Origin of the sequence: Streptomyces marokkonensis, from assembly GCF_039539045.1 — a bacterium.
GTDB classification, from domain to species: Bacteria; Actinomycetota; Actinomycetes; order Streptomycetales; family Streptomycetaceae; genus Streptomyces; species Streptomyces marokkonensis.
On record NZ_BAABCQ010000087.1, the window covers coordinates 1 to 13,070 of the forward strand.

At 73.0% G+C, this 13,070-nt stretch carries 8 protein-coding genes and 1 pseudogene; 1 reads left to right on the plus strand and 8 read right to left on the minus strand.

Going from position 1 to position 13,070, the window contains the following annotated elements; translation table 11 throughout:
- Positions 1–85 precede the first annotated feature (85 nt).
- A complete protein-coding gene (locus ABEA26_RS21335) occupies positions 86–1,549 on the plus strand; it encodes a carboxylate--amine ligase (RefSeq protein WP_345594484.1) in 1,464 nt (487 codons plus the stop codon).
- Between the two features lie 113 nt (positions 1,550–1,662).
- Here ABEA26_RS21335 and ABEA26_RS21340 read toward each other — a convergent pair whose 3' ends face one another.
- From ABEA26_RS21340 to ABEA26_RS36395, 8 genes and pseudogenes are all read right to left on the minus strand, one after another.
- On the minus strand, positions 1,663–2,466 hold the full coding sequence (locus ABEA26_RS21340; RefSeq protein ID WP_345594486.1) for a chaplin: 804 nt from the start codon (positions 2,464–2,466) through the stop codon (positions 1,663–1,665).
- 139 nt (positions 2,467–2,605) lie between these two features.
- Positions 2,606–2,833 (minus strand): chaplin, encoded by a 228-nt coding sequence (locus ABEA26_RS21345; protein WP_345594488.1) that lies wholly within the window; start codon positions 2,831–2,833, stop codon positions 2,606–2,608.
- Positions 2,834–3,127: 294 nt separating this feature from the next.
- On the minus strand, positions 3,128–5,053 hold the full coding sequence (locus ABEA26_RS21350) for an AMP-dependent synthetase/ligase (protein ID WP_345594490.1): 1,926 nt from the start codon (positions 5,051–5,053) through the stop codon (positions 3,128–3,130).
- 125 nt (positions 5,054–5,178) lie between these two features.
- Positions 5,179–6,846: a vWA domain-containing protein gene (locus ABEA26_RS21355; RefSeq protein WP_345594491.1), complete on the minus strand. Its 1,668-nt coding sequence runs from the start codon at positions 6,844–6,846 to the stop codon at positions 5,179–5,181.
- A 223-nt stretch (positions 6,847–7,069) separates the two neighbouring features.
- Positions 7,070–7,951: an ABC transporter permease gene (locus ABEA26_RS21360; RefSeq protein WP_345594493.1), complete on the minus strand. Its 882-nt coding sequence runs from the start codon at positions 7,949–7,951 to the stop codon at positions 7,070–7,072.
- Entirely contained in the window at positions 7,948–10,602 is a 2,655-nt protein-coding gene (locus ABEA26_RS21365) for an alpha/beta fold hydrolase (protein ID WP_345594494.1), read from the minus strand. The genes ABEA26_RS21360 and ABEA26_RS21365 overlap by 4 nt, the downstream gene beginning before the upstream one ends.
- 179 nt (positions 10,603–10,781) lie before the next feature.
- The gene (mmsA, locus tag ABEA26_RS21370) at positions 10,782–12,284 is read right to left on the minus strand and encodes a CoA-acylating methylmalonate-semialdehyde dehydrogenase (protein WP_345594495.1); all 1,503 of its coding nucleotides are present in this window, start codon (positions 12,282–12,284) and stop codon (positions 10,782–10,784) included.
- 235 nt (positions 12,285–12,519) lie between these two features.
- A pseudogene (locus ABEA26_RS36395) lies at positions 12,520–12,607 on the minus strand (5-deoxy-glucuronate isomerase); the annotation flags it as partial.
- Positions 12,608–13,070: the final 463 nt, after the last annotated feature.

The following is a 13,070-nucleotide window of genomic DNA, read 5'->3' on the forward strand; positions in this document are numbered from 1 at the left end:
TGCCATCACGCCACCGCCGCTACGGCTTTCGAGTGTGCTGATCGCCCGCTCCGGTGACTCGAACCGAATTGGAAGAGAGAATCCCGTGTCGCTGTTCGACACCCGCGTCCCCGCCGTACTGCTGCGGATCGACCGGAATCCCTTTCACCACGGAACGCTGGGGGCGGTGCGTTCGCTCGGCCGTGCGGGAACGGACGTGCACGTGGTCGCCGACTGCGCGGAAAGCCCGGTCCGCTTCTCCCGATACGTGAGCCGGCTGCACACTCCCCCACCGCCCGGCGCGTCGCCCGCCGACATCGCGGTGGTCCTGCGCCGCGTCGCCGCGCGGATCGCGCGCCCCGCCGTACTGATCCCGATGGACGACGCGAGCGCGGTCGCGGTGGGGCGGATGCGCGGGGAGCTGGCACCCGTGTTCCTGCTGCCCGACCTGCCGTTCGGGCTGCCCGAGCGCGTGGCGGACAAGGGGGAGCTGGCCGGTGTGTGCGCGTCCCTGGACATCCCGCACCCCGAGACCCTGGTCCCGGACAGTCCGGCCGAGGCCGCCCGCGCCGCCCGGCGGCTGGGGCTGCCGGTGGTGGCGAAGTGGAGCCGGCCCTGGCTGGTGCCCCCGGGCAGCGGACTGCGCAGCACCGTACTGGTGCGCTCGGCGGTGGACGCCGGGGAACTGCACCTGCGGGCCGAAGAGGCCGGCAGCCGGCTGCTGCTCCAGGCGTTCCTGCCGCCGGGGCCGGACCGTGACTGGTTCTTCCACGGGTACGCCGACCGCTCGGGCACGGTCCGGACGGGCGGTGCCGGCCGCAAGACGCGCGCCAGGCCGCGTGGCGCCGGTCTGACGGCGGCCGGCCGCTGGACACCGAACCCTCCGGTGCGGGCGCTCGCCGAGCGGATCGTGGAAGAGCTGGGCTACCGGGGCATCTTCGACCTCGACTTCCGTCGCTGCGGTACGACGGGCCGCTATCACCTGCTCGACTTCAACCCGCGCCCCGGCGCCCAGTTCCGGCTCTTCACCGACACCGCCGGGCTGGACGTCGTACGCGCCCTGCACCTGGACCTGACCGACCGGCCGCTGCCGGAGGGGGCACCGCGGCCGGGGCGGACGTTCGTGGTGGAGAACTACGCGCCGCTGAGCGCCCTGCGCCCGGCCCCCCACGGACGCGAACTGGCCTGGCACGCCCAGGACGACCGCGCTCCCGGCCGCGCCCTGTGGGCCCTGTGGGGGCGTCATGTGACCAACCGGCTGCTGCACCGCCTGCGGCACCGACTGCTGCGCCTACAGGGCTTCCAGAGCACTCACGGCACGCACGGCACGCACAGCACGCGGTTCCCACGGCGGAGGACCGACCGGCCGGGGGCCGGGCAACCGGCCCCCGCCCGTGTGGTCCGCCAGGCGACCGCTCCCGCGACGGACCGTGCCGGCCGCCCCGACCGCTCACACGGCGCAGACCGCTCAGCCCCCTCGGCCCCCTCAGACCGCTCAGACCCCTCCGGCCGCTCCGGCCGCCCGGAACGTTCCGGCCGCCCGGACGACGAGAGGGCGGGCAGCCACTGACCGGCGCCCGGCGGGCCCCGCTGTGAGGCGCGGTGCCCGCCGGGAAGTACCGGGCACACCACAGCGCCCCCGGCAGTCCGTGAGAGGTCGGCCGGGGGCGGTGAGGACGCGGGTCAGCGCCGGAAGGCGGCCTGGCCTCGGCGGTACAGGATCACGCCACCGGCGAGCAGCGCGGCACCGGCGGCCGCGGCACCCACCGTGACCTCGTTGCCGGTCTCCGCCAGCTCGGGCGGCCGCTCCGTGTCCGGGGTCGGCGGGGTCCACTCCTCGTCGGAGGGCGGCGAGTACTCGTCCTCGTCGGGCGGCGGAGGCTTCTCCTCGTGGGGCGGCCGGGGCTTCTCCTCGTCGGAGGGCGGCGGCTTCTCCTCGTCCCCGTAGCCGCCCGGGGTCTTCTCCTCGTCGCACTCGTTGCCGTAGGCCGGGTTGAGCGCGCCGATCACGTCGACGCTGTTGCCGCAGGCGTTCACCGGCACGTCGACCGGCGCCTGGACGTCGTTGCCGGAGGCGACGCCGGGCGAGCTCACGACTTCACCGCTCGCGTAGGCACCGGACGAGTCCTGGTCGTCCTCGCCGTATCCGCCGCCGTAACCGCCGTCCTCGTCCGAGCCGTAACCGGAGCCGTCATCGTCGTCGTGGGACTTGTCGTGGGACTTGGAGCCCTCGTCCCGCTCCTCCGACTGGTTCGCACACTCGTTGCCGTAGGCCGGGTTGAGCGCGCCGATCACGTCGACGCTGTTGCCGCAGGCGTTCACCGGCACGTCGACCGGCGCCTGGACGGCGTTGCCGGACGCGACGCCCGGCGAGTTCTTGACCACCGCTTCCGCATGTGAGTCGGCAAGGGCGGGACTGCCGCACAGGGTCAGGATGCCTGTCGCGGCGGCAGCCGCGACCATCCCCCTGCTCAAGGTCTGTCGCACTCTGGTTGTCTTCCTACTTGAAGAGATGACTGAAGGATGGGCTGCACAGCGACTGCGAAAAGAGGGAAAGCCGACCCCGGGCCAAACGAGTTGACCAGGGCCGGCCGAGACGCAGCCGGTCGGCCGACGCGAGACGACCTCAGTCGTTCACGCACGTGTTGTCGGCCGCCTCGTTCAGCAGGCCCACGACGTTGATGCTGTTGCCGCACACGTTGACGGGAATGTTCACGGGAACCTGGACCACGTTGCCGGACAGGACTCCCGGGGAGCCGATGGCGGCGGCCTCGGCACCCGAGTCGGCGAAGGCCGGAGAGGCCATGCCGAGGGCCATGAACGCGCCCGCGACGACAGCAGCGCTCTTCTTCATGAACTTTCCCTTCCTTGCGGTCATGCCTGAATGACGGCAGAAACCGCGCGAGCACAGTCTTGACGGCTCGCACCATGACCTGCAGCCCTCTCAACGAGGAATAGACCACCGGAGAAACGACGAAACGCCGAACCCCGGCGATTTCACTCGAATGCCTCATCCTGCGACGGGGACGCGCCCGTCACCCTGTCGGGCCGAGTGCCGCGCCCCGGCCAACGGCCTGCCCCAGTCAGCGGCCGCCCCCGTCAACAGCCCGCCCTGTCAACCACCGCCGCCGACAACGACCCGCCCCGGTCAACGACCCGACGCGTACAGCGCCTCGATCTCGCCCGCGTACGCCACCACAGCCGCGTGCCGCTTCACCTTGAGCGACGGGGTCAGCAGCCCGTTCTCCTCGGTGAACTCACCGTCAACAAGCCGGAAGGCACGTATGGACTCGGCCCTGGAGACGGCCGCGTTGGCGTGGTCGACGGCCTTCTGGACGTCGGCGCGCATCCTTTCGTCCCGTACGACCTCGGACATCGGGGTGTCGGCGGGCAGCCCCCTGACCGAGAGCCAGTGGGCGACGGCGTCCGGGTCGAGGGTGACCAGGGCGGCGACGAAGGGGCGGTTGTCGCCGACGACGAGGCACTGGGCGACGGGCGGGCGGCTGCGCAGGCGGTCCTCCAGGACGGCCGGGGAGACGTTCTTGCCGCCGGAGGTGACCAGGAGGTCCTTCTTGCGGCCGGTGATGGTGAGGTAGCCGTCGGCGTCGAGGGAGCCGAGGTCGCCGGTGGCGAACCAGCCGTCGGCGAGGGCGGCGTCGGTGGCCTCCGGGTTGTTCCGGTAGGCCCCGAACACGATTCCGCCCTTGACGAGCACCTCACCGTCGTCGGCGATGCGCACGGCGGTGCCGGGGACCGGGGTGCCGACGGTGCCGGGGCGGGGCCCCAGGGGCGGCACGATCGTCGCGGCGGCGGTGGTCTCGGTGAGACCGTAGCCCTCGTAGACCATGATTCCGGCGGCGTAGAAGAACAGGTTGAGGTCGCGGTCGAGCGGGGAGCCGCCGCTGATGGCGTAGCGCATCCGGCCGCCGAGCTCGTCCCGGACCCGGCGGTAGACCAGCAGGTCGTACAGGGCCCAGCCGGCCCACAGGACGGGGCCGGGACCCCTGGCGCGGCCGAGGAACCGCTCCAGGTGTGCGGCGCCGAAGCGAACGGCGAGGCGGTGGGCCCGCTCGAAGGAGGCGCCGCGGCCGATCTTCTCGGCGGTCGCCCGGCCCGTGTCGTGGATCTTCTCGAAGAGGTACGGGACGCCGACCAGGAAGGTCGGGCGGAACGTCTTCAACGCCGGGCGGAGTTCGTCCGGCTTGATGCTCGGGAAGTGGCCGATCTCGATGCGGGCCCGCAGGCAGGCGATCTGGATCGTGCGGCCGAGGATGTGGGCGAGCGGGAGGAAGAGAAGGGTCGAGGCGGCCTGTCCGGTGGCTGCCTTGAAGATCGGGTGCAGCAGCTCGACCGTGTTGGCGGCCTCGGCGTGCAGGTTGGCGTGGGTGAGGACGCAGCCCTTGGGGCGTCCGGTGGTGCCGGAGGTGTAGCAGAGTGTCGCGACCGTGTCCGGGGTCAGGGCGGTGCGGCGCTTGGTGACCTCCTCGTCGCTCACTCCCAGGCCTAGGGCGGTGAGGTCGGTGAGCGCGCCGTCGTCGAGTTCCCAGGCGCGCGGCCGCTCGGGGTGACCGGCGGTGCCGGACAGAACGGTGGCGGTGTGGGCGGCGGTCTCGGTGACGACGTGGCGGGCGCCGGAGTCGCGGACGATCCACTCGACCTGGTCGGCGGAGGAGGTGGCGTAGACGGGGACGGTCTGGCCGCCGGCCGCCCAGATCGCGAAGTCCAGGACCGTCCACTCGTAACGGGTGCGGGACATGACGGCGACCCGCCCGCCGGGTTCCAGGCCGGCGGAGATCAGGCCCTTCGCCACGGCGGTCACCTCGCGGGCGAACTCCGCGGCGGTGACGGGCCGCCAGACGCCGTTCACCTCGCGGCGCAGGACCACCGCGTCGGGGGCCTCGGCCGCGTTGGTGAACGGGATGTCGGCGGTGCTGCCCGTGGTGGGGCGGGGCACGAGGGGGGCGGTGCGGGCCTCGCGGACGGTGCCGTGCGCGTCCCTGACGGTCTCGGCCCTCGCCCGGGAGGCCAGGTCGCCGCGCTGCCTCGCTCGTTCAAGTTCCTTGCGTACGCCCATGACGGCTCCCGGTCGCGGATCGGACTGACGTTCTGTCGCGCGCATCAACGCCCACCCATTACTTACTCACAAGTAAACTTACTTGAGAGTAGGCACAGGTCAATGGTCCGTCCGCGACACCGCGCTCAGGCCAGCCGGTTCGCCGTGCCGATGGCTTCGGCCAGTTGCCGTACGTGCTCGTCCTTCGTGCGGCCGGCCAGGGCCTCGGCGCGCTCGGCGAGTTCGCCGAGACCCGGCGCCCCCGGCAGGGAGCCGTAGCGGCCTCGGTCGTCGTAGCTGCCGGAGCCGCCGTCGCCGGGGCCTTGGTAGCCGCCGTCGTCGCCGTGGCCGTCGCTCGTCGAGGAACGCAGCGCGTCGGCGAAGTAGGCGGCGGTCGCCGTGACCCGCAGGCCGTGGTCCGCCTCCCGGACGGAGTCGTGGAGGGCGTCGGTCTCCACGTCGCCGGACTCCTCGTGCGGGGCCCGGGTGCGGGGGTCGAGCCAGCGGACGGTGGCCGTGGCGAGGTGTCCGTCGGTGCCGGGCCGGACGCGGACGGCGTACAGGGCGGTGACGGTGTGGCCGGGGCCGACCTCGCCGCCGTCGACGCGGTCGTCGCGGAAGTCGTCGTCGGCGACCCGGCGGTTGTCGTAGCCGACGAGACGGAACTCGGCGACCGTCTCCGGGTCGAAGGCGACCTGCGCCTTGGCGTCGCGGGCGGTCAGCTCGATGTGGCGCGGGAGCTGCTCGCAGAAGACCTCACGGGCGTCCTCGGTGGTCGACACGTACGTGGTGTGGCCGTCGCCCTTGTCTGCGAGGCGTTCCATCAGGGCGTCGCCGTAGTCGCTGCCGACGCCGACGCCGAAGAGGGTGATGCCGTGCTCGCGGCGAGCGTCCGCGATGCGTTCGAGGATGGCGTCCGCGTCGGTGTCGCCGGTGTTGGCCAGGGCGTCGGAGACGAGGACGACGCGGTTGGTGGCACCCTCGCGGCGACCCTCGACGGCGGTGGCGTACCCGGTCTCGACGCCCGCGCCGAGGTTGGTGGACTCGGTCGGCTCCAGGCTGTCGATCGCGTCGTGGATCCGGCCGCGGTAGTCGCCCAGCCGGGTCATGGGCAGCACGGTCTCGGCCTCGTCGCTGAAAGTGACGAGCGCGACCGAGTCGTCGTCACGGAGCTCGTCGGTCATCGTGCCGAGGGACTCCTTGGCGAGGTCGAGCCGACCGGGTTCGTCCATGGAGCCGGAAACGTCGATGACGAACGTCAGGGCGGCGGGCGGGCGTTCCTCCTCCTGCCCGGCAGCCCGCGTGGCCAGGCCCACGCGGACCAGTGACCAGTCGTCCTCGTCGGTGCGCGCGCCGTCCACGGTCACCGTGAAGCCGTCGCCGTCGGGCCGGTCGTAGTCCTGGCGGAAGCTGTTGACGAACTCCTCGGGCCGGACCGTCGAGGGGTCGGGCAGCCGGCCCTCGGAGAGGGTGCGGCGGGCGTAGCCGTAGGAGGCGGTGTCGACGTCGAGGGCGAAGGTGGAGAGGTGGTCGGGGGCGGGAGCGATCTCCCGGGAGTCCCCGTTCTTCCGGTCCTCCCCCGTCCCGCCCGACTCCCCGGACCCACCGGCTCCCCCGGTGCCCGTGGAGCCGTCGTACCGCTGACCGCCCTCGCCGCCGGGACGGCCTGCCGAGCCGCCCCGGGAGTCGGCCGCCGAGCCCTTCGCCCCGTGGTCCGCGTCGCCCCCGCTCTCGCAGCCGGTGAGCAGCAGGCCGCCCGCCGCCGTGAGCGCGAGCAGCACGCCGACCGGCCTTGGTGTCCGGTACCGCTTCATCTTCCGTGCCCCCTGGTTCCGTTGACGCCGATGTACGTGACTGTGACGGCGCGGTGGGGCGGAACGTGCGGCACGGGGCGTCACGGGTGCGTCTCGAAGTGGGCACGGCGACGGGCCCCCGAGACCGGTGGGTGACCCTCCGGTGACCCGGCCGAAGTATCCGGAGGTGCCGAAGGTGTCCTACGGCCCGGTAACCCGGACCCGAGGCCCGGTCCCCGGCTCCCTAGGACACCACGTCCTTGCGGGCGAACCCGCGGAAGGCCAGGGCGAACAGCACGAGCGCGTACGTCACCGAAAGTGACGTGCCCTGGATCAGGCGGGTCCAGTCCAGCTCGGGGCGCACGGCGTCGAGCCAGGCGTACTGCCAGTGCGCGGGCAGGAAGTCGCGCCAGTCGCCGAGGGCGGTCACCTCGTCCAGGACGTTGCCGATGATGGTCAGACCGACCGCGCCGCCGACCGCGCCGAGCGGCGCGTCCGTCCTGGTGGAGAGGTAGAACGCCAGCGCGGCGGTGACCAGCTGCGAGACGAGGACGTACGCCACCGTGATGGCCAGGCGCTCGGCCGCGACGCCGCCGGACAGGCTGCCGCCGGTGGGCAGCTCCAGCGGCCCCCAGCCGTAGGCGACCGTGCCGACGGCGAGGGCGACCAGCGGCAGCAGGACGATCGCGGCCAGGCTGAGGGCGAGGGCGACGACCAGCTTGGACCAGAGCAGGCGCGCGCGGGGCACGGGCGCCGCGAGCAGGTAGCGCAGGGACGACCAGCTCGCCTCCGAGGCGACCGTGTCCCCGAAGAACAGGGCGACGGGCACGACGAGGAGGAAGCCCGCGGAGGCGAAGAGGTTCACCGCGGCGAAGTTCGCCGCCGACGCGGTGGCCGAGTCCATCAGGCTGACCTGGTTGCCCGCGCCTTCCGGATCGCCGCCGATCCGGAAGGCCACGAGCAGCACGAACGGCAGGGCGAACAGGACGCCGCCCACGAGGAGCGTGCGCCGCCGCTTCAACTGCCGGACCAGCTCGACCCGGACGGGCAGCGTACGGCCCGCGCGGTAGCCCTCGGCGACCTCCTGGGAGCCGGCGGGCGCGGCGCGTTCGGCCAACTTGCTCATGCCGGCTCTCCGATCAGGGTGAGGAAGGCGTCCTCGAGGCGCCGGTGGGGTCCCACCGACTCCACGGGCACGTCCAGGCGTACGAGTTCGGCGATCAGGTCCCCGGCCGTGCCGTCGGCGCCGAGCCGGACCAGCAGGCCGCCGTCGGTGGCGGTCGCCGAGGCCACGCCCGACAGGGCGGCGACCTTCTCGACCAGCGGCGCGTCCACGCCCGCGGAGGTGCCCACCAGCAGCGTGTCGCCGGAGCCGACGATCTCGCCGACCGGGCCGGCCTGCACCAGCCGGCCGTGGTCCATGACCACCAGGTGGGTGCAGGTCTGCTCGACCTCGGCCAGCAGATGGCTGGAGACGATCACCGTGCGGCCGGCCGCCGCGTACCGGATCATCACCTCGCGCATCTCGCGGATCTGCGGCGGGTCCAGGCCGTTGGTCGGCTCGTCCAGGATCAGCAGGTCGGGCAGGCCCAGCATGGCCTGGGCGATGGCGAGGCGCTGGCGCATGCCCTGGGAGTAGGTGCGTACCGCGCGGGCGAGCGCCTCACCGAGGCCGGCGATCTCCAGGGCCTCGTCGAGGTGGGCGTCCTCGGGCGGGCGGCCGGTGGCCCTCCAGTACAGCTCCAGGTTCTCGCGGCCGGACAGGTGCGGCAGGAAGCCCGCGCCCTCGACGAAGGCGCCGACGCGGGAGAGGACCGGGGCGCCGGGCGCGATGGCGTGGCCGAAGACGCGGATCTCGCCGCCGTCGGGTGTGATCAGGCCCATCAGCATGCGCAGGGTCGTCGTCTTGCCCGCGCCGTTCGGCCCGAGCAGGCCCAGTACCTGGCCCTGCTCCACGCGGAAGGACAGGTCCCGGACGGCGTACCGGTCGGTGGACTTGGCGTACCGCTTGGTCAGGTCCGTGATCTGGAGCGGTACGCCGGACAGCGCGGGGTCGGGGGGCGGAGCGGTGGTGCGGCGGCGGGCGGTCAGCAGCAGGGCCGCGGCCACCGCGGCTCCCGCGAGGGGCGCCCACCAGACCCAGGCGGGCAGCCCGGACGCCGGGCCGGTGTCACCGAGGGCCGTCGGCACCCGCAGGTCGCCCTTGAGGGAGACGGTGTACGTGACGGGGGCGGCCGGGGAGGCGTAGCCGAGGTCGGTGGAGGACAGGACCAGGCGCAGCCGGTGGCCGCTCTCCACCTCGTGGTCGATGGCCGGGAGGGTGATCTCCACGTCCTTGCCGCCGCTCCCGACGTCCGCGACCCGGACGGGGGTGACGAGTTGGGAGGGGAGGACCGGCTGGGTGCCGCCGGGGCCGACGTCGTACACCTTGGCGAAGAGCACGGCGTCGTCCTTGGTGGACTTCACGTGGACGGTCGCGGTCGGCGAGCCGGTGACACGGAGGTCCTCCCGGACGGGCGCCGACTCGAAGGCGGCGTGCTGGCCGGGGAAGTCCAGGGAGACTCCGATGCCGAGCGAGGAGAGCTGGGAGAGGCCGCCGGCTCCGCCGATGCCGGGCAGCGCGGAGACGGCGGGCGGACTGGCGCCGGCCGGGTTGTCGAAGCTCTGCTCGCGTCCGCGCAGTTCGATGGCGCGCGGCTCACTCTCCAGGCCGGGGTAGGAGTCGGCGCCGACGCCCTCCAAGCGGGGTTCGCCGTCGCCGCTTCCGGTGCCGAGCGTGCGGCTGACGCGGAAGGCGGGGCCGGTGCCGGCCGACTCGTCGCCCTTCAGGTGGCGGTCGAACCACGCCCCGACGCGGTCCTGGATCCGGTCCGTCTCCGGGTCGCCGCCGTCGTGGCCGCCCGCGATCCAGTCGACGGCCACCGGGGCGCCGCCCGCGCGGATCGCCCGCGCGGCCCGGTCGGCGTGGTCGAGGGGGAAGAGGGAGTCGGTCTGGCCCTGCGTCAGCAGCGTGGGTACGGAGATGCGGTCGCCGACGGCCTGCGGGCTGCGCTCGTCGAGGAGTGCCGCGGCCTCGGCGTCCGGCTTCCCTGACTCGGCGACCCGCTGGTACATGCGGCACAGCTCGTCCTCGAACCGCTCGCAGCCGCCGCCCATGTTGACGAAGATGCCGGCCCACAGCTTCTTGAAGACGCCGTTCGGGAAAAGGGCGTCCGAGAGGTTCCAGTACGTGATGGAGGGGGCGATCGCGTCGACCCGCTTGTCGTGCCCGGCGGCCAGCAGCGCGACCGCGCCGCCGTAGGAGGCGCCGGCCACGCCCACGCGCGGGTCGCCCTTCTCGTCCAGCCGGACCTCGGGCCGCTTCGCCAGCCAGTCGATCAGCCGGGACACGTCGGCGACCTCGCCGTCCGGGGCGTTCAGCCCGATCTTCCCGGTGGACTCTCCGAAGCCGCGCGCCGACCAGGTCAGCACCGCGTACCCGTCGCGGGCGAGGTCCTCGGCCTGTTCCCGTACGTCGGCCTTGCTGCCGCCGAAGCCGTGCCCGAGCAGGACGGCCGGGCGGCGGTCGCCGGAACCCGCCGTGAAGTAGGAGGTGTCCAGGCGCACCCCGTCGCCCACGGCCATGGCCCGGTCGGCGCGGTGCACCGGGAGCGGGTCGTCGCCGGCGACGGCCGTCCATGTCCCCACGCCGGCGAGTACGACGACGGCGGCCGCGGCGGAGAGCATCCGCCGCGGTCCCCGAAGCAGCCCTCGCGCGCGCGGCAGTCGAAGATCCATGCGTCAACGGTACGGGCCGCCTACGGCGGTGGAGGCAGCCCCCGGGCTGAACTGCCGCCCCTTCCCACGGCGTACGCGGCCCCGGTCGCGTACCGCGTCCGTGGTAGGCGGCCGGTCACCTCGGGCAGTCCGCGATCCTTGGCCCTTGACGGTGCCGAGGAAGGCGGTCCGGCGCGGGCTCAGTGGTTGCGCGGGAAGCCCAGGTCCACGCCCGCCGGGGCGTCGGCCGGGTCGGGCCAGCGGGTGGTGACGACCTTGCCGCGGGTGTAGAAGTGCGTGCCGTCGTTGCCGTAGACGTGGTGGTCGCCGAAGAGCGAGTCCTTCCAGCCGCCGAAGGAGTGGTAGCCGACGGGGACCGGGATCGGCACGTTCACGCCGACCATGCCGGCCTCGATCTCCAGCTGGAAGCGGCGGGCCGCACCGCCGTCCCGGGTGAAGATCGCGGTGCCGTTGCCGAAGGGGGAGGCGTTGATGAGCGCCACGCCCTCCTCGTACGTCTCGGCGCGCAGCACGCACAGGACCGGGCCGAAGATCTCGTCCTGGTAGGCCTTGGCCGTGGTCGGCACCCGGTCCAGCAGGGAGATGCCGATCCAGTGGCCGTCCTCGTGGCCGTCGACCGTGTGGCCGGTGCCGTCCAGGACGACCTCGCAGCCCTCGGCCGCCGCGCCCTCGACGTAGGAGGCGACCTTGTCGCGGTGCGCCTTGGTGATCAGCGGGCCCATCTCGGACGTCGGGTCGTCACCGGGGCCGATCTTGATCTTCTCGGCGCGCTCGCGGATCTTGTTCACCAGTGCGTCGCCGACGGCGCCGACGGCGACGACCGCGGAGATCGCCATGCAGCGCTCGCCCGCCGAGCCGTAGGCCGCGCTGACGGCCGCGTCCGCCGCCGCGTCGAGGTCGGCGTCGGGCAGCACCAGCATGTGGTTCTTGGCTCCGCCGAGCGCCTGGACTCGCTTGCCGTTGGCCGAGGCGGTGGTGTGGATGTGGCGGGCGATCGGGGTGGAGCCGACGAAGGAGACGGCCTTGACGTCCGGGTGCTCCAGGAGGCGGTCGACGGCCACCTTGTCACCGTGTACGACGTTGAAGACGCCGTCCGGCAGTCCGGCCTCCAAGAGCAGCTCGGCGATCTTCACGGCGGCCGACGGGTCCTTCTCGCTCGGCTTGAGCACGAAGGTGTTGCCGCAGGCGATGGCGATCGGGAACATCCACAGCGGCACCATCGCCGGGAAGTTGAACGGCGTGATGCCGGCGACGACGCCGAGCGGCTGCCGGATGGAGGACACGTCCACGCGGGTGGCGACCTGCGTCGACAGCTCCCCCTTCAGCTGCACGTTGATGCCGCAGGCCAGGTCGACGATCTCCAGGCCGCGGGCGACCTCGCCGAGCGCGTCGGAGTGCACCTTGCCGTGCTCGGCTGTGATCAGCTCGGCGATCTCGTCGCGGTGCGCGTCCAGCAGTGCCCGGAACCTGAAGAGGATCGAGGTGCGCTGCGCCAGCGAGGACTGGCCCCAGGTCAGGTACGCCTCCTTGGCGGCGGCGACCGCGGCGTCCACCTCGCCGACGGAGGCGAAGGCGACCTTCGTGGTGACCTCTCCGGTCGCCGGGTTCGTCACCGGCCCGTACGTGCCCGAGGCGCCTTCGGCGCTCTTGCCGCCGATCCAGTGGTTGACGATGTTCGTCATGCCCGAGAACTCCTTCACAGATCACAGATGGCGGCGACGGGTCGAGACGTGCCGTGGGGCCTGCTCACCGGCCGTGACCGGCGACGTTCGGGACGCGGCCCCGGCCATGGGTCCATCCCAGCAGCCGGGCGCCGCGGGCGGGCCCGACACTGTGTATGCGGTTCGGGCGTCCACGTAGACACGTGGACGGGTACGGACGGGTGCTGGCGGGCCCGCGCCTCGGCGGGACGCGGGAAACCTCCGGCGCGGAACCGGTGCGAGCGGGGAGTCTGCGCTCGTGCTTCGCTCCTGCCAGGGCGAAGCGGCCTTCCCGCGCCGGAGGCGTTTCGTGGGGGAACCACCGGCGACGGCGGGAGCGGTCTGCGGCTCCCCGGCGATCAGGTCGTGCGCCGTCGCGTGCGCCGTCACTTGCGCCATCGCGTTCCCCTTCGTGCCCGCCCTCACGGGTCCGCCTCCGCGGGCCCGCCGTTGGGTCTCCCCCGGTTTCTAGCCCCGCGCGTGCGGCCTGTCAACGTTTTGTCCGGACATTCGGATGACGTGGTGGAGAACGTGGTCCGGGTGGCGCCACACCCGGCACCCGGCAGGCCCCCTCATACCCGCCGCTTGTGTCACAGAAGCAACCGTTCCGTCACAGATGTCACGAGCGCACAAGCCTTTCGTCACATCCCGGAACGGCCCCCGACCGTCCCTCACCGCACACCGTTCACCCGGCACAGGCTTGGTGATCGCCAGCGCAGCGTCCGGCTCCCCCCGACGGCCGTCCCCGGTCGCCACCGCGGTGCGCGC

What these genes read in the sequence shown, in the direction of transcription:
- ABEA26_RS21345 (WP_345594488.1), bottom strand. Translation starts at nt 2,833, where the DNA reads ATGAAGAAGAGCGCTGCTGTCGTCGCGGGCGCGTTCATGGCCCTCGGC.
- mmsA (WP_345594495.1), bottom strand. Translation starts at nt 12,284, where the DNA reads ATGACGAACATCGTCAACCACTGGATCGGCGGCAAGAGCGCCGAAGGC.
- ABEA26_RS21365 (WP_345594494.1), bottom strand. Translation starts at nt 10,602, where the DNA reads ATGGATCTTCGACTGCCGCGCGCGCGAGGGCTGCTTCGGGGACCGCGG.
- ABEA26_RS21355 (WP_345594491.1), bottom strand. Translation starts at nt 6,846, where the DNA reads ATGAAGCGGTACCGGACACCAAGGCCGGTCGGCGTGCTGCTCGCGCTC.
- ABEA26_RS21360 (WP_345594493.1), bottom strand. Translation starts at nt 7,951, where the DNA reads ATGAGCAAGTTGGCCGAACGCGCCGCGCCCGCCGGCTCCCAGGAGGTC.
- ABEA26_RS21350 (WP_345594490.1), bottom strand. Translation starts at nt 5,053, where the DNA reads ATGGGCGTACGCAAGGAACTTGAACGAGCGAGGCAGCGCGGCGACCTG.